Source organism: Rhizobium sp. CF080, assembly GCF_000282095.2.
Taxonomy (GTDB): Bacteria; Pseudomonadota; Alphaproteobacteria; order Rhizobiales; family Rhizobiaceae; genus Neorhizobium.
The window spans coordinates 410813-432903 of the sequence record NZ_AKKC02000004.1; the positions used below are offsets into that span (position 1 = coordinate 410813).

The following is a 22091-nucleotide window of genomic DNA, read 5'->3' on the forward strand; positions in this document are numbered from 1 at the left end:
ATGGCCCGACCGGGATAACATCGTTTTTTGAGCTGGAAGGGATATCCGCTTGGCAATCTGGTTGGATCAGGCGTCGCAGGACTTTGAGGCGAAGTTTTCCGCATTTCTCTCGACCAAGCGGGAGGTCTCGGAAGATGTGAACACTGTGGTGCGCGCCATCATCGATGATGTGCGCGCCCGCGGCGACCAGGCGCTGATCGACTATTCCGCCCGTTTCGACGGCATCGACCTCGCCAAGGTCGGGATAAGGGTCACCGAAGCCGAGATCGACGCCGCCTTCGCCGAGACCGACCGAAAAGTCGTCGACGCCCTGACTTTCGCCGCCGAACGGATCGAGCGCCACCATGCCCGGCAGATGCCGAAGGACGATATCTACGAGGACGCGATCGGCGTGGGCTTGGGCTCCCGCTGGACGGCAATCGAGGCGGTTGGGCTCTATGTTCCAGGCGGCACCGCGAGCTATCCGAGCTCGGTTCTGATGAATGCCGTGCCGGCAAAGGTTGCCGGCGTGCCGCGTGTGGTCATGGTCGTGCCGGCCAGCAGCGGCAAGATCAACCCGGCGGTGCTCGCCGCCGCCCGCATTGCCGGCGTCACCGAAATCTACCGCATCGGCGGCGCCCAGGCCGTGGCGGCGCTCGCCTATGGCACCGAGACGATCGCCCCGGTTGCCAAGATCGTCGGCCCCGGCAATGCCTATGTGGCGGCCGCCAAGCGGCATGTCTTCGGCACCGTCGGCATCGACATGATCGCCGGCCCTTCGGAAGTCCTGGTCATCGCCGACAAGGAGAATGATCCGGACTGGCTGGCTGCCGACCTGCTCGCCCAGGCCGAACACGATGCCGGCGCCCAGTCGATCCTCGTCACCGACGATGCCGAACTCGGCAAGGCGGTGGAGGCGGCCGTCGAGCGCCAGCTGAAGACCCTGTCGCGCTCGGAAACCGCAGCGGCGAGCTGGCGTGATTTCGGCGCCGTCATCCTGGTGCCGGACCTCAATGCCTCGCTGCCGCTCGCCAACCGCATCGCCGCCGAGCACCTGGAGCTTGCTGTTGCCGATCCCGATGCGCTGCTGCCCGGCATCCGCAATGCCGGCGCGATCTTCATCGGCCGCCATACGCCGGAAGTGATCGGGGATTATGTCGGCGGCTCCAACCACGTGCTGCCGACGGCGCGCTCGGCCCGTTTCTCCTCCGGCCTTTCGGTGCTCGATTTCGTCAAGCGCACCTCGATCCTGCGGCTCGGCCCCGACCAGCTCCGCCAGCTCGCCCCGGCGGCGATCACGCTCGCCCATTCCGAAGGGCTCGATGCCCATGCCCGTTCCGTCGCCATCCGCCTGAACGGCCTGCCCCTCGACGACGAGGGCTGACGGATGGGGGCAGCGGTCTACCGGCTCTACGATGTCGTTCTGGACGACTCGATCGGACGCTCGACGCCCGATGTGGAACATGAGCGGGCGGTCGCCATCTTCGACCTCGTCGAGGAAAACTCCTTCGAGCCGCTCGGCCATGCCGGCGGCCCCTACAAGCTGAAACTCTCGCTCGTCGACAGCAAGCTGGTGCTCGGCATCACCACGGACAAGGGTGAGCAGGTCGCGACCCATATCCTGTCGCTGACGCCCTTCCGGCGGATCATCAAGGACTATTTCATGATCTGCGAGAGCTATTACGAGGCGATCCGCGCCTCGACGCCCAGCCGCATCGAGGCGATCGACATGGGCCGCCGCGGCGTCCACAACGAAGGCTCGCAGACGCTGATGGACCGCCTCGACGGCAAGATCCGCATCGATTTCGATACGGCGCGCCGGCTTTTCACGCTGGTCTGCGTGCTTTACTGGCGCGGCTGAGCATGGAGGCAGAATTCGCCCCCGCGACCAAAGCCAAAAAGCCGAGCGCCATCCTTTTCATGTGCGGCTTCAACGTCATCCGTTCGCCGCTCGCCGAAGCCATTGCAAAGCGATTGCTGCCACCCGATATCTACATCCAGTCGGCGGGCGTGCGCTCCGGCGAGCGCGATCCCTTCGTGGATGCGGTGCTGGAGGAGGTCGGGCTTTCGATCGGCCGGCATCAGCCGCGCACGCTCGAAGAGCTCGAGGACGATTTTTTCGACCTGATCGTCACGCTGACGCCGGAAGCCCACCATGCCGCGCTGGAACTGACCCGTGCCAATGCCGTGGACGTGGTCTACTGGCCGACCATGGATCCGACCGCCGCGACCGGCACCCGCGAGCAGATGCTCGATGCCTATCGGGAGGTTCGCGATCACCTCTGGCGGCTGATCGAGGAGCGTCTTTCGGGCATCAGCCGGCACCCGGCCGAGACTGCCTGAAACGGCCCCGCAGAGGCTGCTTGAAACGACATTGAGAATAGCGCGCAAGCGAGGTTCACAAAGCGGACATGATTGTGTAGTTTCCGCGCAAATTTCCGGGCGGGCGCGAAAAGCGTTGCCGGCCCAACCCAACACAGGAAGAAAACCTATAGATGGCTAAAGAAGAAGTCCTCGAATTCCCGGGCATCGTGACCGAACTCCTGCCCAACGCGACGTTCCGCGTGAAGCTCGAAAACGAACACGAGATCATTGCCCACACCGCAGGCCGCATGCGCAAGAACCGCATCCGTGTTCTCGCCGGCGACAAGGTGCTTGTCGAAATGACGCCCTACGACCTGACCAAGGGCCGCATCACCTACCGCTTCAAGTAATTCATATCATCCGCGGCGGGCTCTCATGGCGCTGGAACAAAAGCTGATACTGGCCTCCGGTTCTCCGCGCCGTCTCGACCTCCTCAACCAGGCCGGCATCGTGCCGGCGCGGCTGATGCCGATGGATATCGACGAGACGCCGAAGAAATCCGAACATCCGCGCTCGCTCGCCCGCAGGCTTTCGACCGAGAAGGCGGAAGCGGCGCTCGGCGCCATCCGCAACGATCCCGCCTGGCGGCACAGCTATATCCTGTCGGCCGACACGGTGGTCGCCGTTGGCCGCCGCATTCTCGAAAAGACCGAATATACGCAGGAGGCCTCTTCCGCCCTGCATCTGCTCTCCGGGCGCGGCCACTGGGTCTATACCGGCATCTGCCTGATCACCCCCGGCGGCCAGTTCCGTCAGAAGGTCGTGCAGACCAAGGTTCGCTTCAAAAGGCTTTCCACCCGCGAGATCGAAAACTATATCGCGTCGGGGCAGTGGCGCGGCAAGGCAGGCGCCTACGCCATCCAGGGCATTGCCGGATCCTTCGTCCAGAAGCTCGTCGGCTCCTATACCAATGTGGTCGGCCTGCCGCTTTTCGAGGTGACCGGACTTCTGGCCGGCGAAGGCTTCGACGTGGCGGCTGCCTGGCCAGAGGGCTGATTTGCGGGCTGATGGCTGCCTGACAGTAGGCCGAGGGACGCGCTGCAGGCCGCGAGCGCTGCCCCTGGCGATATCCCACCGTAGAATGCGCTAGGCCGCGCAAACTAAGGAGTATTCAAAGATGACATCCGAACCGATCAAGACCGGCGGCAAGGTTGAACCGCTGAGGAAAACGAGACCCTGCCCGGAATGCGGCAAGCCATCCTCGCGCGAAAACTATCCGTTCTGCTCCGACCGCTGCCGCACGCTCGACCTGTCGCGCTGGCTGACGGGTTCCTACGCCATCCCGGTTTCGGAGGACCAGACCAAGGCCGATGGCTCGGACGACTGAACCGGGGCAGGCGGTGCCTGTTTTTGTTCAGGAATTTGCGATTTTCGCAAACCTGTCAAAAAAGTGGGTTCTGGCGCTGGACATGGCCGAACAAGATGTTATAACCCCGCTCGCTCCGGGGGATTGCCCCCGCCGGCCTCGGCCGGAAGGCTCTAGAGGCCTCGATGCCCGGATAGCTCAGTTGGTAGAGCAGCGGATTGAAAATCCGCGTGTCGGTGGTTCAAATCCGCCTCCGGGCACCATCTTCTCCCCGGCCCATTCTGGGCATATGGTTAGGTTTTATTCTTGAGACATGGGTAACCCTTTCGGGCCACGCAAGCCTGTTCAGGGATGGGCGGCGCGCCTATGTCATCGGCCCCTGTCGGCCGAGGAATTGGACAGTCTGAAAGAGGCGGCCGCGCGTCTCGATCGGTGGCAAATCGATCAGCCGTCCTGCCGGAACAGCCGGTTCGTCCGTACCATTCTAGACGCTGCTGCTGCTGCCGTAGCAGAGATTGTCGTCGTTGCCATCGTGAGCATCTAGCAGAAGCCGTTGAGCTTCAGGATCTTGTGGGCATCGATCGACGCCTGAAGCTGGTCCTCGGAGTTGCGATCTCCATAATTTGCGTCCGGATGGTGCATCTTGAGCCTCTGCTTGTAGCGGCTTCTGATCTCCTCCGGCGTAGCATCCGGCGAAAGACCGAGTGTCTCGAAAGCCTTGGCTTCCAGCACCTTGAGCTTCCGTCGCTGAAGATCCGCTCTTGCCGCTTGGCGTTGTGCAGCGCTTTTACGTGCGTTCGTCGCCTTTGCGGAGCCCGAACGTGCGGTAGAAGGGAGGGGCATCTCCGACGTCCGACTGATACCAGTACCCCAAGTCGGGCGGCTGCCGCTTGCCGCTTCCCTCTGATAGCGAGCGATTAACGGGTCAGACAGATTGGTCGCGAAATTATAACCCTTGATGTAGTCCTTGATATGCTCAGGACAGAACGGCAGATACAACCCTTCAGCATCCCGTCCGACAGGAGCGCGGTGAGTACCACTCTTTTCGCATCCGTCCCATTGGCATTTAGGGCCACTTGGTTCGTGCTGCGGAGTGGGCTTTTTGCGGGTGGACCGCAGGCCCACGAATATCTTTGAATCAGAGGTCATCGCGCCTTATATGGCGGTGTGAAGGAAAAGCGCAATGCGCCGGCGCTTCGGAGGGGATTGTCGCAAGTTGGTCTGCTATCGGTTTTTTGGACGGAGGCTCGAATGAGCGTCGGCTTGATCGCCCTTCTGGATGATATCGCGGCATTGGCGAAAGTGGCAGCAGCGTCGCTCGACGATATCGCCGGCCAAGCTGCCAAGGCGGGCGCGAAAGCGGCAGGCGTCGTCATCGATGATGCGGCAGTCACGCCCCGTTACGTCACCGGGTTCTCGGCTGCACGCGAATTGCCGATCATCGGCAAGATCGCGCTCGGTTCGCTGAAGAACAAGCTTCTGATCCTGCTTCCCGCGGCGCTCCTCCTGAGCTTTGTCGCACCTCAGGCGATCACACCGCTGCTAATGATCGGTGGGCTCTATCTCTGTTATGAGGGTGTGGAAAAAGTCTACGAAACCCTGCTACCGCACGCTGCCCACGCCCATGAAACGGCACTCGAGACGTCAAGCCTCGGCGCCCAGTCGCTCGAAGACGAGAAGGTTGCCGGCGCGATCAAGACAGATTTTATCCTGTCGGCCGAAATCATGGCGATTACGCTCGCCGCGGTGCCGTCAGGCAGCGTATTCACGCAGGCTTTCATCCTTGCTGTCGTTGGGCTGAGCATAACGGCCATGGTTTATGGCGGCGTGGGGCTGATCGTGAAGGCCGATGATCTGGGGTTGATGATGGCGCGTGCCCAGACGGCGCCTCCGGTGGGACCGTTCGTGCGCGCCCTCGGAAGAGGGCTTGTCACCGGCATGCCTTATTTCCTGAAAGTGCTCGGCATCGTGGGAACGGCCGCGATGATCTGGGTCGGGGGCGGCATCATCGTTCACGGCCTCGAAGCCTATGGTGTCAGCGGTCTTGCGCATCTCATCCATGATGCCGGGGAGGTGACCGCACATGCCATTCCCGCTCTGGCGTCCGTGCTGCGCTGGATTATCGAAGCCGCAGGAGCGGGCGTCATCGGTATTATCGCCGGCTTGATCACAATTCCGGTCGCCGGCTACGTTATCTCGCCGATGTGGCGATACCTCAAATCGCTCCTGCCGCGCCGCCGGCGGAAAGAGGCCCTGGCGGACGGGAAAAAATGAACGCTGCGGCCATCGGCAGGCAGCTGTTACCGACGGGCTCGGCGGTGCACGGCATCACGCAAGGCGTCATATCCGGCGAGCGCGCTTAAAGCGGATGAAAAGTGCGATGCACATGACGGCGATGACTGCCAAAATGACAAAATAGCCGTAGCTGGTTTTCAGCTCCGGCAGATTGCCCGCCTCGAAAACCGTGGCGCGATATCGCATGCCTTCTCACCGCCTGAACTCGATCCTTCCCCAAATCGTGTCCTCGCAGCGCTAGGTTTGCAGAACCATGACGGGCGAAGAGGCGTCGGCCGGGCGTGCTTCCAATGCGTATAATTCCGCAATGTGAACGAATCCGAGCGATTTTCTTGCAGTTGAATGCCACCCGTAAAACTCTCGTTGTCGAATGTTGTGCAAGCGGCATATTGGAGGAGACCATGCACATGCGCCTAACCGGGACAATCCGTCGCCTGCAGCTTGCGCTGCTTTTTGGCCTGTGCCTTTCATTGCCCGCCATGGCGCAGACGAAGGTCAGAGTTGCCTATCTGCCAGGCGCCCATTTCGACCTGCTGTTCGTGGCCAAGGATAAGGGCATGTTCGAGAAGAACGGCCTCGACGTCTCTTTCACCCCTATGAACCGGCCCTCTGATCATGCCGCGGCGCTCGTCGCAAAAAGCGTGGATGTGGGCTTCGCGTCACCGCTCGGGATACTCCAGGCAAACCAGAACGGCCTCGATCTCGTCGCGCTCGGTGCGATTTCTAGAGAGACGCCAGACCATCCCGACGTGGGCATCGTCGCCCGCAAGGGTTCCGGCATATCATCGCCCAAGGACTTCGCCGGCAAGAAAATCGCCGTCTCGGGCATCAACAGCAATCTGCACCTGATGCTGATATACTGGCTGAAGCAGAAGGGGGTGGATACGTCGAAGATACAGGTCGTCGAAGTGCCGATGGCAAACGGTGCCGATGCCCTGCGCGGCGGCAGCATTGACGCCATGGCGATCATCGAGCCGTTTCTCAACAAGGCCATATCCGGCGGCGCCGGCGACCTCATTTCGCACTATATCTCGGAGGTGGAGCCGGGTGCCTTGATGGGTGTCGACGACCATGTCTCGCTCGGCCGCGACGTCGAAAGCTAGGTGCTCGCCCGCGCCATCCACGCCCATATCCATCACCGCACCTTCATCAACGGCAACCGCACCGTCGTCTTCCCGTCGAGCCCCGGTTCCTACGCGTCGGAGCGCATGGGCTGATCATCGACGAGAAGGAAGTTGCACGGAACCAACGTTCGGCTCTTCTCAAGGCGAAGATATCTGAACTCGCGATACATTGACGCATTGACGCGCGCATTGCCGCAAATGGTCGGTGCAGCTCTCATCGGCGGGAGCCTCATGGTGGCTGCCGACTTCCTTGGGCGCACGATCGTATCGCCTTATCGGATCCCGGCGGGTCTGGTTTCGGCGCTGATAGGGGCGCCGTTCCTGATATTTATGATGCTGAAGAAGGCTTAAGAGATTTGAGGAAGGCTTCAACGTTTGAGCCGAGTTGCAAAGCATCGCGCGGCAATGAGTGAAGGCCCCATTTGAGAGGATGCGGCGGGCACCAGAAGCAGACCGCCTCGGTGTGCCGCCAGCGGTATTTCGGATGAAAGAGACTATGCCTTGCTCAGATGCTTCGGCCAGAACTCCTGATGTACTTCGGCGGCTTCGTCCTCAAGGTTCGTCGGGCCAACCACAGTGACGATGCGCGCGCCGGTTTGCAACACCGCCCGGCTCGGCACGTTCAACCCGATCCCTGCGATTTCGCCAAGCCGCGTTTCGGAGCACGCAAACACCATACGCCCAATGCCCGACCAGTAAATTGCCCCGGCGCACATCGCGCAAGGCTCGGTGCTGGTGTAAAGCGTGCAGTCAGCAAGAAAAGCAGTGTCGTAGTGTTGCGCCGCCAGTTTAATCAGGTTCATCTCGGCGTGATTCGTCATATCGCGGCCGGTGAAGACGCTGTTTTCGGCGCGCAGGATTACTTCACCGTCCTTCACCAGCACTGAGCCAAACGGTTCGTCGCCGCGTTCCATCGCGGATTTCGAGAGTGCAATCGCCTCTTGTAAAAACGGCTCGTGGCTTTCCATCGAAATCTCCCCAAACACTAGAGCGGGATGATTTTGTCTTGAATCGACGGGATTTCCTAGGGGCTGCAAATCAGACTGAAGATGCTGGCTGGGAAAGAGGCCGGCGTGGATCTCTCCTATTGCGCAAAACGGACATAGACAGCCAAGCTCGTTGGCTCGATCTCTAAATACGTCATCGCCAATAATTCTGAGGTACACGATCTATCACCCAGCCAGATTGCGCGGCCGCAACCCGGCATCCATGGGAATCACTGGTGCTGTATTGAAGCTGCGAGAAATAAGATTGCTTGGGCTTCGCCAGGACACGAACGGATAAGCCGCGGTGGCGGTCTGGGGGCGCTACCCCCACAAGCTGAACCCGGCACACCCGAAAACGGCGGCGATCGCCAAAATGCTGGAACAAAATCGCGCCTTCCTCTGGCGAAAGATATTGTACCTTGAACAGCATGGCAGCCGTTTATGGTTGACTATCCGAATGAATTTGGCAAGAACGCGAGTACGCCGCGACGGGGGCTCCAAGGTTAAGATGCCGGACTTGTCGACTTTCCCGGTGGTTCTAGTGGCTATATGCAAATGAGAAATCGGGCGGCGGACGGACTGCGGGGGATAGCCTCCCTAGTTGTGGCTCTATCCCATTTTGTTCACGCTTTCTGGCCTGCGCTAATGCGACACGGCTATCCTGCCGGGGAAGTAGATGTGCAGCGAATGACCGTTGTCGAGTGGGTCCTCAGTAGTCCGCCAGCAACCATATTTTTCAATGGTCATTTCGCAGTTTTGATATTCTTTGTGCTTTCCGGCTTCGTTCTAAGTAAGCCTGCGATCGACGGAGAATACACGAGCGTGCGTTCGCGCGCCTGGGGAAGATATTTTAGGCTCAACATCCCAATTGCTGCCGCAAGCCTCTTATCTTGGATGATTCTAGCGGCGGGTCTCAATTGGAACCATGAAGCGGCGGCGATTTCTTCGTCGGATTGGTTCGCAGAATATTTTAAGCGCGATGTTTCTATCCTAACGTTACTGAGGGCGAGTCTATATGGCGGTCTGATGGGATCGACGGTTCTGATCCCCCCTGTCTGGTCGTTGAAAGTAGAATTCCTCGGATCGCTGCTATTGCTGGGTACCCTCGCTCTTTCGCCGTCGAAAAAGGGCAATCTTCTAGCTTTGGCCGTTTGCTCCCTGGGTATTGTTGTTTTCAAGCCAAACGACTTTATCTTCTTCTTGTGTTTTTTTGCGGGTGCGGCAATGAATTACCTGCGTATGTCAGTCTTGGCTGGAGTTTGTTCTGCTGTCTTGGGCCTGATTTTTGGTGCCTATCAATCCAGCAGCGGCCCGTTCTTCTGGGCGCCAAGCTTCCCGGCAGCTAACACTGCCTACAATGCCATTGGGGCTGTTCTTCTGGTAGCGGCGGTATGCAGAGCAGGAATTGCTCAAGCGCTCCTAGAATCTTCAGTTTCGCAATTCTTGGGAAAAATATCCTATTCTCTATACCTGCTTCATTTCATAGTTCTTTGTTCAGTTGCCAGCTATGCTATCGTCTTGTTCGGTGTTTATCCTTTAGGGCTTACCTTTTCCCTGGCTATATACCTGCTTGTAACCATCGTTGCGTCGGTATTTTTCACGAGATATATCGATAATTACGCTATCAGCTTCGGCCATAAATTCTCCCGCTTTGTGGGGTTGGTGAATAAGGCGAGATCGGAGTGATGGGGCCCGCCATTTTCTTTGGAAGGCAGCGCGATGTTAGGCCTGAAAATAAGGTCTCTCATGCGAGTAGTGAACAAAGGTGTCGGTCAGCCTCGAGGAGGTCCGAGAAAGGAAGCATCGTCGGCTGTGATTGCCGGGCGGGGCGAGTTGAACGCAAGGTATTTGCTGGAATATTATGAGTCTTAATATGCAGACTGTGTGCTTCGATAAATTGGAGAAGTCGAGATATCTAAAGCGGCTGGAAGATGAGTCAATCTTCATAATGCGCGAGGTGGCGGCCGAGTTCAAAAACCCAGTGATGCTCTATTCGGTCGGTAAGGATTCGTCGGTAATGCTGCATTTGGCAGCGAAGGCATTTTACCCTTCCAAGCCGCCGTTTCCGCTCCTGCATATCGACACGACCTGGAAGTTTCGGGAAATGATTGAGTTCCGCGACCGCCTAGTGGCGGAGCGAGGTTTAACCATGATCAAGCACACCAATCCCGAAGGGCTGCGCGACAACATTAATCCGTTCGAACATGGATCGAACGCTTACACCCACATCATGAAGACAGATGCGCTGCGGCAGGCGCTTGATGCGGGAGGCTTCGATGCGGCCTTCGGTGGCGCCCGTCGCGACGAGGAGAAGAGCCGCGCCAAGGAACGCATCTTTTCCTTTCGCACTGCCAACCACGGCTGGGATCCCAAGAACCAGCGTCCGGAACTCTGGAACCTTTACAATACCCGCGTGAAGCCCGGGGAGTCGATCAGGGTCTTTCCGCTGTCGAACTGGACCGAGCTCGACATCTGGCAATACATCCTGCTCGAAAACATTCCGATCGTCCCTCTCTATTTCGCGGACGAACGTCCAGTCGTCGAACGGGGCGGGCAGTGGATCATGGTCGATGACGAACGGCTGCCGCTGCAGCCGGGTGAAGAGCCGCAGATGAAATCGGTACGCTTTCGTACTCTCGGTTGCTACCCCCTGACGGCCGCAGTCGAGTCGGCGGCGGTCACCGTCGAGGAAATCGTTGCGGAGATGCTGGTGGCGCGCACTTCTGAACGCTCGGGGCGGCTGATAGACCATGACGACCAGGGCTCGATGGAACGAAAAAAGCGCCAGGGATATTTCTGATGAATGCGACCGTTGATGCGAAGCTCGACGCCCGAGCTCTCGCCGAATATCTGTGCGCCCAGGACAATAAGGACCTTCTGCGCTTTCTGACCTGCGGCAGCGTCGACGACGGAAAGTCGACTCTGATCGGCCGTCTACTCTACGACACCAAGCTCATCTTCGAGGACCAACTTGCTGGTATCGAAAGGGATTCGAAAAGGTTTGGCACGACGGGCGAGGACCTGGATCTCGCCCTTTTGGTCGACGGTTTGCAGGCCGAGCGCGAACAGGGTATCACGATCGACGTGGCCTATCGCTTCTTCACTACCGGCAAGCGAAAGTTCATCGTCGCCGATACGCCTGGCCATGAGCAGTACACCCGCAATATGGCTACGGGTGCGTCAAACTCCGATCTCGCCGTTATACTCATCGACGCGCGCAAAGGCATCCTTTCCCAGACGCGACGTCATTCTTTCATCGTGTCGCTGCTCGGGATTCGGCACGTCGTGCTGGCCGTCAATAAGATCGATCTTGTTGACTACAGCCAAGAGCTTTTCGATGGCATCGTTGCCGCTTACCGGGAGTTTGCGGCGGACTTAGGCTTTCAAACGCTGCAAGCGATCCCGGTATCGGCGCGCTATGGGGACAATGTTCTTACCCGTAGTTCCAACATGCCCTGGTACGAAGGCCCGACGTTGGTCGAGCACCTGGAAACCGTCGATGTTTCCGACAATCTGCCGGATATGCCTTTCCGGTTTCAAGTCCAGTGGGTGAACCGACCAAACCTGGATTTCCGGGGGCTTTCCGGTACCATTGCGTCCGGCGCCGTTTGCCCGGGCGACGAGTTGGTCGTTGCCGCATCCGGCAAGTGCGCCAGGGTTAAATCCATCGTCACCTATGACGGCGAACTGCCGCTCGCCATTGCTGGCCAAGCCGTCACGCTGACGCTGGACGACGAGATTGACGCTTCGCGCGGCGACATACTCTGTCCACCAACATCGCGTCCTGAAGTGGCCGACCAGTTCCAGGCGCGGCTGATATGGATGAGCGAGCAAGCGCTGATCCCCGGCCGTCGGTTGCTGATCAAGATTGGGACGCATACCGTCACGGCATCCGTGACCGGCATTCGCTACAAGACCGACGTGAATACATTCGCGAGGCTTGCCGCGAAGACGCTTCAGCTCAATGAAGTGGCCGTCGTGAATATCTCCACCAGCGAACCGGTCGCCTACGACTCCTATCGCGCCAATCGTCCGATGGGCGCCTTCATCTTGATCGACCGGGTGACCAACCTGACGCTTGGCGCTGGCATGATCGACCATGGTCTGTGGCGGGCGACCAACGTCCATTGGCAGGCTATAACCGTTTCTAAGGAGACACGTGCGGAGATCAAGGGCCAGAGACCAATGGTCCTCTGGTTCACAGGGCTTTCCGGTGCGGGCAAGTCGACAATCGCCAATCTGGTGGAAAAGAAGCTGCTTGGTCTCGGCCATCACACCTATCTGCTCGACGGCGACAACGTACGCCACGGGCTGAATAGAGATCTCGGCTTCACGGATGCCGACCGCGTCGAAAATATCCGCCGTGTCGCCGAGGTGGCGAAGCTTATGGTAGACGCGGGCATCATTACGCTGGTTTCCTTCATTTCGCCGTTCCGCGCCGAGCGCCAATTGGCACGCGAGCTGGTGGCCGAAGGGGAGTTCGTCGAAATTTACGTCTCTACGCCTCCTTCTGTCGCCGAGGAGCGCGATCCGAAAGGGCTGTATGCCAAGGCGCGTCGCGGCGAGCTCAAGAACTTCACCGGTATTGATAGTGCCTATGAGATCCCGGAGAATCCCGAGCTTCTGCTCGATACGATTAGCCGGAGCGCGGAAGATCTAGCGGAAGATGTATTGAATTTTGTAAAAGCTCGCATTGATGATGTATAGCATTTGGCCTACCTAGTTCTCACATCCTTATTGTCCAAATGATCCCGATCTGACTATATTATAGTCAGATCTCCCGAATGGAATTGCGCAAGCGTCAATACTTGACTGTAATTTAGTCGCTTGGAAATTTCATTCTTTATCCTTTCGACAACGTACTGGTCGCGCTTTGCGCGACCAGGTCTTTGAAGGCTATCAAAGGCGAGCAATAGTGTTTCGGCGACTTCCGCTTCGCTTGGGATGGTATTGATCCCCATCGACTGTAAGAGTTTTGCAGGGACACCAGAGTTTGGGCGGATGAAATCCTCATAACAGATGTGGATACGCTTGCGATCATGCATAGCGCGAAATACAAAAACTGGACCCAGGTAGTCGTCCACGGCTTCTCGCACCGCGACGAAGCATTTTACCCGTTTGCTGAGAAGACGCGGAATTACCATGGAGTAAATGTGCGAAGTGATCGCTTCGAGCGGATCTCTGGTGATGAGTATGATGCCGGCTTCGGTTTCTTGCTCATCGTGCTTAATAAACTCACGAAGAAAATGCGATTTCCTTGCAATGCATTGTTGATCACGAATTTCGATCAGCTTCAGACGTTGGTTTTGCCTTCGAAAAAAAATTGGTGGGTCATCTCTTTCCGCCCCAGGACATCCAAGTGTGGGCCTCCCGCTAAAGCGTTCAATGATTGCACGAACGGCATGGTTGCCGCTTCTAGGATATGAAATGATGTGCCAGCAATTAGGGTGTTTCATAAGCACTCCGATATCAACGGTTGGATCAGAAAACAACCGTGGATATGTCGATTAGGCCTCATGGTTGCATAGAGGCGATTCCTGTCTCAAGCCGTAAGGCTGCATAGATCGGCGAACTCCTAAGGAACCAGTGTATCCGGGGCGGCCCCCTGAAGCCCCCGGCACCCGGTTTGTCGTCATTAGAAACGTAGAGCACTGGTCGTTTTTGGAAAGGGAAAGGAAAGGTTCTGGCGCTGCCGTGGAACCTGGTAAGGATCTGCGGCTCGGATGAAGCCTACCGCTTTGCCAAGACGGTCAGTCGAGGACGAAAAATAGCCGTCCCGCTAATGTGCCTGTGGCACGCAGCGGGTTGGTAGATGTCTCTCCGAAGCCTGGTACGCAAAACGGATGACAAAGACCGCCGGGTCGATCAAAGCTCGCTGGGGTTGGAGATACGCTCGCGCGAGTATGAAAGGGGAGGAATCCGCAAAAGCGCATTCACTGGATCGATGGTCGAGTGAAACGCTTTATGTATGGGCATGAAGAAATTTAAAGGATTGTTCTGAAGATTACATAATATCGGAAAAGATATTTATTCTTTGCGTTCCAGAAATACTTGTCTTAATCCAAAAGTACGAATTTTTCGATTCCGGAAACTCTTCGGTTATGGGAAAAATATTATTTGGCAATCCTATCAATCGAGTGCCAGAAGAGCTATATAGAGATGGCGGCCGCCCTATGCGCGGGCAGCAGAAAGATTCTCATGACATTCCGCCCACTCCACGACCGCGTCGTTATCCGTCGCGCCGAAGGCGAACTCAAATCCAAGGGCGGGATCATCATTCCCGATACCGCCAAGGAGAAGCCGCAGGAAGGCGAAGTGATCGCCGTCGGCCCCGGCTTGCGTGACGAAAGCGGCAAGCTCATCCCGCTCGACGTCAAGGCCGGCGACCTCATCCTGTTCGGCAAATGGTCCGGGACCGAGGTCAAGATCGACGGTGAAGACCTTCTGATCATGAAGGAGGCCGACATCATGGGCATCGTCGAGAAGACCGGAGCACTCGCCGACAAGGCTGCCTGATCCGTCGCATTCCGACCCCCTCATCTCAAAACCGAACTGGACCAGACCATGTCTGCCAAGGAAATCATCTTCTCCACCGACGCCCGCGACCGCCTGCTCCGTGGTGTCGAAACGCTCAACAATGCCGTCAAGGTGACGCTCGGCCCCAAGGGGCGCAATGTCGTAATCGACAGGTCCTATGGCGCGCCGCGCATCACCAAGGACGGCGTTTCGGTCGCCAAGGAAATCGAGCTTGCCGACAAGTTCGAGAACATGGGCGCGCAGATGGTGCGCGAAGTCGCGTCCAAGACCAACGACCTTGCCGGCGATGGCACCACGACCGCAACGGTGCTTGCAGCCTCCATCTTCCGCGAAGGCGCCAAGCTGGTTGCCGCCGGCATGAACCCCATGGACCTGAAACGCGGCATCGACCTTGCGGTTACGGCGGTGCTGGCGGAAATCAAGGCGCGCGCCACCAAGGTCAGCTCATCGAGCGAGATCGCCCAGGTCGGCACGATCGCCGCCAATGGCGATGCGACCGTGGGCGAGATGATCGCCCACGCGATGGACAAGGTCGGTAACGAGGGCGTCATCACGGTCGAGGAGGCCAAGACGGCCGAGACCGAACTCGATGTCGTTGAGGGCATGCAGTTCGACCGCGGTTATCTTTCGCCCTATTTCGTGACCAATACCGAGAAGATGCGCGTGGAGCTGGAGGATCCCTATATCCTCATCCACGAAAAGAAGCTCGGTAACCTCCAGGCATTGCTGCCTATCCTGGAAGCCGTGGTGCAGAGCGGCAAGCCGCTGCTGATCATCTCCGAGGATGTCGAAGGCGAGGCTCTCGCGACACTGGTCGTCAACAAGCTGCGTGGCGGCCTGAAGGTCGCGGCCGTCAAGGCGCCCGGCTTCGGCGATCGCCGCAAGGCCATGCTGGACGACATCGCCGTTCTGACCTCCGGCCAGATGATCTCCGAGGATCTCGGCATCAAGCTGGAAAATGTCACGCTCGACATGCTCGGCCGCACCAAGCGCGTGCTGATCGAGAAGGATACGACCACGATCATCGACGGCGCCGGCGGAAAAGCCGAGATCGCCGCGCGCATCAGCCAGATCAAGGCGCAGATCGAAGATACGACCTCCGAATACGACAAGGAAAAGCTGCAGGAACGGCTGGCGAAACTCTCCGGCGGGGTCGCAGTCATCCGTGTCGGCGGCTCGACCGAACTTGAAGTCAAGGAAAAGAAGGACCGGATCGACGACGCCCTGAACGCCACCCGTGCGGCGGTCGAGGAGGGGATCGTCCCGGGCGGCGGCGTTGCACTGCTGCGGGCAAAATCGGCTCTGACCGGCCTGACCGGGGAGAATGCCGACGTGACGGCGGGAATTTCGATCGTGCTCAGGGCGCTGGAAGCCCCGATCCGCCAGATCGCCGACAATGCCGGCGCCGAAGGCTCGATCGTCATCGGAAAACTGGCTGAGAGCAAGAACCCCTACGAGGGTTTCGATGCGCAGACGGAGGCCTATGTCGACATGATCGAGGCCGGCATCGTCGATCCCGCCAAGGTGGTTCGGACCGCCCTTCAGGACGCCGGCTCGATTGCGGCACTTCTGATCACCGCCGAAGCAATGATCGCCGACATGCCCGTGAAGGAACCTGCAGCCGGCAACGGCGGCATGGCCGGGATGGGATACTGAGAGCAGTGCCTGAACCGCTCGGCCGGCGCCACCGGCGAGCGGACCCGCAACATCCATAAAGGGATATTCCAATGGCCATGCAAAGCAGCGGCAAGGTTTCGATCGCCCAGCGTTTCGACAGTTACCAGCCCAGCAAGACAGTTCTCGTGTGGGCGTGCTTCATCACGGTGATCGCCACCATCATCGTCGGGTTCAACTGGGGCGGCTGGGTGACGGGTGGCTCGTCGCGCGCGTCGGCGGTGACTGCAGGCGATACGGCTCGGGGCGAACTCGCTTCCGCCATCTGCGTCCAGCGATTCAATGCGGCACCGGATGCCGCGACAAAACTGACCGAACTCAAGGCCATCCCCGACAGCTACAGGAAGCGGCAGTTCATCGAAGCCGGCGGCTGGGCCACCATGCCGGGCCAGACCTCGGCCGACAGCCGTGTTGCCGAAGGCTGCAGCACCGCCCTGTCTGTCTAACCGTCTCCTCGATCTCGCCTTGGCGCCCCACCATCGGGGCGCATCCTTAATCTGCAAAACAGGAGAATGACACCATGATCCGTTTCGAAAAGAAGGTCGCTGAAGAACCCCTGTCGCCGGAGATCGAAAAAAAACGCCTCGACGAGGTCCGGGAGGTCGCCGTCGAAGGACATAAGAAATCGGCAGCGGACAGCGCGCGTCGCCGTCCTCTGCCTGCAAAGGAAGACGACCGTCTTATCTGAGATTATTCCGCATCTGCCTCAGAAGCAGGCGGTGTCCACGCATAGGCAATCCCGGGTGTGGCCTGACCACACCCGGGATTTTTTGCGAAGACCGATCGCTGAAGGTTCGCGTCGCTTGCGCCACGGCGGCGGAATGAAATCGCTCAGCCGTCGAGCGTCCGCAGAAGATCTGCAATCTTGATCGTCGAGAAATTCGAGAACGTGTCGCATACCGCGTATGGCAGGACGATCAGGTCGTTGTGGCGCATGGCGCCGCAGGTGTAGACGACGTTCGGCACATAGCCTTCCCGCTCCGAGGGTTCCGGCCGCACCAGCGGCTCCCGCGAGCGGGCGAGGACCCTGGAGGGATCCTGTTTGTCGAGCAGCGCCGCGCCGATCGCATATTTGCGGACGGCGCCGACGCCATGGGTCAGCAGCAGCCAGCCTTCGTCGAGCTCGATCGGCGAGCCGCAGTTTCCCATCTGAACGAATTCCCACGGAAATTTGGGCCGCAGGATCAGCTGCCCTCCATCCCAGGAATAGAGGTCGTCGGAATAGATGAGATAGAGGTTCTCGTTGTCCTGCCGTCCCATCATCGCGTAGCGGTCGTTGATCTTGCGCGGAAACAGGGCCATTCCCTTGTTTCTGGCCGCCGACCCTCCGAGCGGGGTCATCCGGAAGGATATGAAGTCGCTGGTCTCCAGCAATTCGGAGCGGATGCCCTTGCCGCTATAGGCCGTATAGGTCGCGTAGAACTTCGTCTGCCCGCTATCCTCGAACGCCACGAAGCGCGCATCCTCGATGCCATTCGACTGCGCCGGCGTGATGGGGAAGATCACCCGCTCGCTGATATGCTGCTGGGCGCTGAAGCTCAGTTCGACGGGCTCGCCGATCGGGTCCGATATCCGAGTGTGCACCGTCGGAGTGGAGGCGAGCCGTGCCGTCGGTTCAATTTCCACGCTTCCATCCGCCGCGATCAATCCGGTTCGAAATGTCAGCGAGGATACATGCCCTTCGCCCACGGCGCGCAGGCTGAGGATGAACCGCCGACTGCCCGGGGACACTCCGGACTGATCCGGATGGACGACGATGCTGGGGTTGAAAAGTGCCGATGCTTCGAAGGAATATTCATGCAGAAAATAGGCGCCGATGAGCTGACGTTGCACCTTGGTGAACTCGAGATGAGGCGCGAATGCCTCCTCCATGTCGCTCGCCCGATTTTCAAATGTCGCAAGCAGGTTCCGGTGGCGGCCTTCGAAATTTTCCAGGACGTCGGCGAGCAGGCTTTCCGTCGTTTCTTGGTCGAGCGCCAGAACCCGATCGACGATGTGGTTCGCGCGGGTCTTGTCGGTCGGATTGAGATCCCGCGGCTCGGTCGCGGGCTTGAACGGGCGCACGACGACGCGCGTGGGATCGGGACGCAGGAAAAGGGCCTGACGGTTCAGAAAAGTGGCTTGTGACAAAGGGATCTCGATTTTACCTGGATTGAACTTCAAGCACTCAGGGCTTGAAGCGGAACGAATGTTGCGGGATGGCCGCTTATGCGCGCGAGCTTGCGAACCTCCAACAGCCCCAGCAGATAGGAGACGACGGATTCACCGCCTCTGTTCTCGTTGACACGGGTGCGGTGCAGTCCGTCTCGGCAACTGCCTGTGTCGAGATCGACAAGCGGCAGCGACAGATCGTTGCTGCCCAGGAACCAGGCAAATGCGCGTGCTGCGTCGTCTTTCCATTCACTGTCGTGGTCGGCCCGCCACGCGGCAAGGCAGGCGGAGATGGTGGCCGCGGCTTCGACGGGCTGCTGGTCAAATCCCTTCGGCGGCATTCGCCTGTCGAGGAAACCATCCGTTCCGATCGGCCTGAAATGGCCAAGGGGGGCCGTCTGCAAGGTCATGAGCCAACGCAGGGTCTTCAGCCCGGCGGCGACGTAAGCAGGCGTGTCACTGGCAAGCCCGGCCAAGATCAGCGCCTGAGACAGGCGAGCATTGTCATAGGAGAGACCTTCCTCAAACCAGATCCAGTCCTCCGTCTCCACGCGGGCAAAGAGATCCATCAGACGGTCTGCGAACAGCAGCCGCAGGTGTTTGGCGAAGATGTCGTCCCCGCGTATCGCGCAATAGCCGTCCAGCCCGAGCAGCGTAAAGGCCCAGGCGCGCGGCGAGAGAAAACCTTCGGCCGTCGGCAGGGCTTCGGCAAACAAGTCGGCAGCCCATCGTCTGCGGGAGGGACTGATATCGCTGCGGGCACATTCTCCCAGAGCCCATAGCGTTCGGCCATGGCTGTCTTCGGAACCTTTGTCCTCAAGCCAGCGGCGATCGAAACCCATGAAGTTTCGGAAATGCTTTTTGTCGGGATTCCAGGCGTGCTGCACGAAGGATGCGAAGCGTGCCGTCAACGGTTCCGGCAGGAGCTTCTCACCCGGTGTATTGAGCGCCACCGTCAGAAGCAGGGCGCGCGCGTTGTCGTCGACACAATAACCATGCGAGCGGTCGGGCACCGAGTGGACGGCATGCTGGAACAGCCCGGTGTCGTCACACATCGAAAGAAGATAGGCGAGCTGCGGCTCGGGAGAGGCAGGAAGTTTTCGCACCGAGGCATAGCTACTACCCGACACGAGTGCGTTGGGGCGAGACCTGCGCTGGGTCGCGTCCCCGAACAGAGAGAGATACCGCTCCGCCGTTCTCTGCCAGGTCATCGACCGGCTGCTCGCATAGGCTCGCACGCGCATGGCGGTTCGCCGGGCATTGTCGGTGAGCAAAGTCGCAATCTCTCTGCCGATTGTCTCCGCATCGCTGAAGGGAACGAGGATCCCGCGTCCATCCGCCAGAAGTTCGCGCGCGTGCCAATAGGGTGTCGAAACAACCGCCTTCCCCAGGCCAAAACTATAGGCCAGGGTGCCCGACGTCATCTGCGCCTCGTTCAGATACGGGGTGGCGTAGACGTCGCACATGGAAATGAAGTCCAGGAGCGTTGCCTGGTCGACGAACTGGTCGAGGAAGACGACGTGGTTCTCAATCCCGAGATCCAGCGCTCGGGCAACCAGGCTTTCACGGTATGCTTCCCCTTCGTTGCGGACGAGATTGGGATGGGTTGCGCCAAGCACCACATAGACGGCGTCGGGCTGGCTCTTCAGGATCAGCGGCATCGCATCGATCATGATCTCGATGCCCTTGTTGGGCGACAGCAGCCCGAATGTCAGGATGACGGACCGGCCCTCGAACCCGAGCTTCGTCTTTGCCAGGTCTGGTTCACAGAAGGCGATGTCCGGAATCCCGTGAGGGATCACCTCGATTTTCTCAACCGGGACACCATACACCTCACGCAACAGCGCCCGGCCCTTTTCCGCCATCACCACGACTTTCGCAGATGTGTCGACGATCTGGGTGAGGACGCGCCGTTGAGCCGGACTGGGTTGCGCGAGCACCGTGTGCAGCGTGGTCACGATCGGCATCTCGAGCCGCGAAAGCAGCGCCAGGATATGGCTGCCGGCCTCGCCGCCGAAAATGCCGAACTCGTGCTGAAGGCAGACGACATCGAACCGACCGGAATTCAGAGCTTCCGCCGCACGGATATAATCCTGCCGACTTTCGTCGGGGATCTGAAGCCAGACGCTGGCGGGATAATCATAGGCATGACCATGGTCCGTCATCGCGACGATTGCGGTCTCCACACCGGCAGGTGATTTTGAAATGGCCTGCTGCAGGTCGGTCGTGAAGGTCGCGATGCCGCAGCGGCGGGGCAGTGAGTTGCCGATGAAGGCAATATTCTTGAGATGGGTATTCCTGAAGCTGGTCATAGGTGACCCTCCATTGAGCGGAGCGGCAAGCTGGCGGGTTTTCTTGATGAAGCACCCACCTGCACTAAATCGTGGATCGCAGGGCCAGGTTTACGATCGTCGAGATCGCGCAGCAGGCCGGGCTGAGGTGCGCTGTCGGCATAGGCCAACAGGATCGTCAGTCCATGGCGCCCGACTTTGATGACGGCTCGGTCCGCTTCGGCAAAGAATGCATCTCCGACACCGGCATGCATCGATCCTATGGTAGCGCCTCCGGCGGTGACCAGGCCCCAGGTCTCGTGCTGCGCCTGCAATTCCCAGTTCGCGTCCGGCGGAAGATCGATCCGTTCCATGACGAAAAAAGCGCAGGATACAAGTTTCATTCGCTCGACGGTCAGATGCATGGGCATCCTGTCCGTTTTCGCCGGCTCCAGGTCGGCCACTTCAACCGCCTGGTCTATATGGAGTTCGCGCGACCGCCCGTGGTCGAAGAGGCGGAATGTCGTATCGCTTCTCTGCTGGATCTCGGCAATGACGAGACCGGCGCCAATGGCATGGATGGTTCCGGCTGGAATGAAAAACACATCGCCAACCTCCGCGGCCTGCCATTTGACAAGATCGGCGATCGATCCATCAGCGATCGCGCTTCGCAACTCCTGCCGGGTCAACGTCCGCTTCAATCCGATCGCGACCTGGGCGCCGTCTTCCGCAGACAGCACATACCATGCTTCGGTCTTGCCGTTGGCCATCCCCATCGTCTGCGCGAAGGCGTCATCCGGGTGGACCTGAATCGACAGTGTCTGCTTCGTGAAGAGCAGTTTGAGAAGCAAGGCTGGATCGGCGGCATGGGTCTCGGCGCGATCAAAGCTGAGTTCACCGATTGCGGTTTCGCTGTTGCCGCTTCGGTTCCAGGGTCTGAGATCGTGGCTGCCCCACGGTTTGGAAGATGTTCGCACGTCGGCGTGCTCGAATGTCATGGAGGCCTCCTGGATCTTGCCGCTAAGATCGGGGTGACCTGAGATCGGAACAGCCTTCCTTCGAGGCGGCGGTGCCTCAAGGTCTAAGTAAACAAAAAGATTTCCGCGCCGGAAATGGGTGAATTATGCGGAATTTCTCAATAATTATAACAATGATTTGAGATATATCGCATTATTGTACGTACTGAGTTCACCGCTCAGCTCTGAATATGTGCCTATCTCGGAAGATTACAAGTTATAATATTCCAACCGGCGCCTCTCGAAGGCCGATTTATCTTGGATCGGCGTCGTAGCCGACAGTCGTGAAAGCCCGGCGGTCTGGCTCACGGCTCGAAAACGGTTGTCGCTCGTTCAGATAGGGCGGTAAAGGTCGGGCAGATCTCTAATTCGACTTGTAATTGAGGGCC

General features: G+C 59.0%; 21 protein-coding genes, 1 tRNA gene and 2 pseudogenes. 17 read left to right on the forward strand and 7 right to left on the reverse strand.

Annotated features, from left to right (window positions below):
• The first annotated feature begins 49 nt into the window (after positions 1–49).
• The 7 genes from hisD (at position 50) to PMI07_RS08985 (ending at position 3912) form a co-directional block, all read left to right on the forward strand.
• A complete protein-coding gene (gene hisD, locus PMI07_RS08955; protein ID WP_007759627.1) occupies positions 50–1363 on the forward strand; it encodes a histidinol dehydrogenase in 1314 nt (437 codons plus the stop codon).
• A 3-nt stretch (positions 1364–1366) separates the two neighbouring features.
• Positions 1367–1840, forward strand: a complete 474-nt coding sequence (locus PMI07_RS08960; RefSeq protein WP_007759625.1) for a UPF0262 family protein — start codon at positions 1367–1369, stop codon at positions 1838–1840.
• Positions 1841–1842: 2 nt separating this feature from the next.
• Positions 1843–2322 (forward strand): low molecular weight phosphatase family protein, encoded by a 480-nt coding sequence (locus PMI07_RS08965; protein ID WP_007759623.1) that lies wholly within the window; start codon positions 1843–1845, stop codon positions 2320–2322.
• Positions 2323–2474: 152 nt separating this feature from the next.
• Complete coding sequence (gene infA / locus PMI07_RS08970) at positions 2475–2693, forward strand: translation initiation factor IF-1 (protein WP_007759621.1); 219 nt, start codon at positions 2475–2477, stop codon at positions 2691–2693.
• A gap of 25 nt (positions 2694–2718) precedes the next feature.
• Positions 2719–3339 carry a Maf-like protein gene (locus tag PMI07_RS08975; RefSeq protein WP_007759619.1) on the forward strand — a complete coding sequence of 207 codons (621 nt, stop codon included), beginning with the start codon at positions 2719–2721 and terminating at the stop codon, positions 3337–3339.
• 121 nt (positions 3340–3460) lie between these two features.
• Positions 3461–3670 carry a DNA gyrase inhibitor YacG gene (gene yacG / locus PMI07_RS08980; protein WP_007759617.1) on the forward strand — a complete coding sequence of 70 codons (210 nt, stop codon included), beginning with the start codon at positions 3461–3463 and terminating at the stop codon, positions 3668–3670.
• Positions 3671–3836: 166 nt separating this feature from the next.
• Positions 3837–3912 (forward strand) — tRNA-Phe (locus PMI07_RS08985).
• Between the two features lie 277 nt (positions 3913–4189).
• Here PMI07_RS08985 and PMI07_RS08990 read toward each other — a convergent pair.
• On the reverse strand, positions 4190–4798 hold the full coding sequence (locus tag PMI07_RS08990; RefSeq protein WP_037086057.1) for a DnaJ domain-containing protein: 609 nt from the start codon (positions 4796–4798) through the stop codon (positions 4190–4192).
• A 102-nt stretch (positions 4799–4900) separates the two neighbouring features.
• Between PMI07_RS08990 and PMI07_RS08995 the strand changes: the two genes are divergently transcribed.
• A complete protein-coding gene (locus tag PMI07_RS08995; RefSeq protein ID WP_007759612.1) occupies positions 4901–5923 on the forward strand; it encodes a DUF808 domain-containing protein in 1023 nt (340 codons plus the stop codon).
• Positions 5924–5989: 66 nt separating this feature from the next.
• Here the strand turns inward: PMI07_RS08995 and PMI07_RS34815 are convergent, their stop codons facing one another.
• A complete protein-coding gene (locus tag PMI07_RS34815) occupies positions 5990–6130 on the reverse strand; it encodes a hypothetical protein (protein ID WP_007759608.1) in 141 nt (46 codons plus the stop codon).
• Between the two features lie 293 nt (positions 6131–6423).
• Between PMI07_RS34815 and PMI07_RS09000 the strand changes: the two are divergent.
• Positions 6424–6945 (forward strand): annotated as a pseudogene (locus PMI07_RS09000) (ABC transporter substrate-binding protein); the annotation flags it as partial.
• A 63-nt stretch (positions 6946–7008) separates the two neighbouring features.
• Positions 7009–7161 (forward strand): annotated as a pseudogene (gene purU / locus PMI07_RS34820) (formyltetrahydrofolate deformylase); the annotation flags it as partial.
• 401 nt (positions 7162–7562) lie between these two features.
• On the opposite strand, the gene PMI07_RS09010 reads toward purU, so the two are convergent.
• Complete coding sequence (locus PMI07_RS09010) at positions 7563–8036, reverse strand: nucleoside deaminase (protein WP_007759602.1); 474 nt, start codon at positions 8034–8036, stop codon at positions 7563–7565.
• A 573-nt stretch (positions 8037–8609) separates the two neighbouring features.
• Between PMI07_RS09010 and PMI07_RS09020 the strand changes: the two genes are divergently transcribed.
• The 3 genes from PMI07_RS09020 (at position 8610) to cysN (ending at position 12761) form a co-directional block, all read left to right on the forward strand.
• Positions 8610–9740 carry an acyltransferase gene (locus PMI07_RS09020; protein WP_007759601.1) on the forward strand — a complete coding sequence of 377 codons (1131 nt, stop codon included), beginning with the start codon at positions 8610–8612 and terminating at the stop codon, positions 9738–9740.
• A gap of 187 nt (positions 9741–9927) precedes the next feature.
• On the forward strand, positions 9928–10854 hold the full coding sequence (cysD, locus tag PMI07_RS09025) for a sulfate adenylyltransferase subunit CysD (protein ID WP_024163684.1): 927 nt from the start codon (positions 9928–9930) through the stop codon (positions 10852–10854).
• Complete coding sequence (gene cysN / locus PMI07_RS09030; protein ID WP_007759700.1) at positions 10854–12761, forward strand: sulfate adenylyltransferase subunit CysN; 1908 nt, start codon at positions 10854–10856, stop codon at positions 12759–12761. The genes cysD and cysN overlap by 1 nt, the downstream gene beginning before the upstream one ends.
• Before the next feature lie 53 nt (positions 12762–12814).
• Here cysN and PMI07_RS34830 read toward each other — a convergent pair whose 3' ends face one another.
• Entirely contained in the window at positions 12815–13510 is a 696-nt protein-coding gene (locus PMI07_RS34830; protein ID WP_007759698.1) for a hypothetical protein, read from the reverse strand.
• Positions 13511–14252: 742 nt separating this feature from the next.
• On the opposite strand from PMI07_RS34830, the gene PMI07_RS09045 reads away from it, so the two are divergent.
• The 4 genes from PMI07_RS09045 (at position 14253) to PMI07_RS35300 (ending at position 16953) form a co-directional block, all read left to right on the forward strand.
• On the forward strand, positions 14253–14570 hold the full coding sequence (locus PMI07_RS09045; RefSeq protein WP_037086076.1) for a co-chaperone GroES: 318 nt from the start codon (positions 14253–14255) through the stop codon (positions 14568–14570).
• A gap of 48 nt (positions 14571–14618) precedes the next feature.
• Complete coding sequence (groL, locus tag PMI07_RS09050) at positions 14619–16247, forward strand: chaperonin GroEL (protein ID WP_007759694.1); 1629 nt, start codon at positions 14619–14621, stop codon at positions 16245–16247.
• A gap of 71 nt (positions 16248–16318) precedes the next feature.
• The gene (locus PMI07_RS09055; RefSeq protein WP_007767992.1) at positions 16319–16711 is read left to right on the forward strand and encodes a hypothetical protein; all 393 of its coding nucleotides are present in this window, start codon (positions 16319–16321) and stop codon (positions 16709–16711) included.
• Between the two features lie 74 nt (positions 16712–16785).
• Positions 16786–16953 carry a hypothetical protein gene (locus PMI07_RS35300; protein WP_007767991.1) on the forward strand — a complete coding sequence of 56 codons (168 nt, stop codon included), beginning with the start codon at positions 16786–16788 and terminating at the stop codon, positions 16951–16953.
• Positions 16954–17096: 143 nt separating this feature from the next.
• Here the strand turns inward: PMI07_RS35300 and PMI07_RS09060 are convergent, their stop codons facing one another.
• The 3 genes from PMI07_RS09060 to PMI07_RS09070 are packed head-to-tail and all read right to left on the reverse strand — an operon-like array spanning position 17097 to position 21684.
• Positions 17097–18395 (reverse strand): glycoside hydrolase family 130 protein, encoded by a 1299-nt coding sequence (locus tag PMI07_RS09060; RefSeq protein WP_037086079.1) that lies wholly within the window; start codon positions 18393–18395, stop codon positions 17097–17099.
• Between the two features lie 29 nt (positions 18396–18424).
• Positions 18425–20728 (reverse strand): glycosyltransferase family 4 protein, encoded by a 2304-nt coding sequence (locus PMI07_RS09065; protein ID WP_024163685.1) that lies wholly within the window; start codon positions 20726–20728, stop codon positions 18425–18427.
• Positions 20725–21684 (reverse strand): class I mannose-6-phosphate isomerase, encoded by a 960-nt coding sequence (locus PMI07_RS09070; RefSeq protein ID WP_007761329.1) that lies wholly within the window; start codon positions 21682–21684, stop codon positions 20725–20727. Before PMI07_RS09070 ends, PMI07_RS09065 begins: the two co-directional genes overlap by 4 nt.
• Positions 21685–22091: the final 407 nt, after the last annotated feature.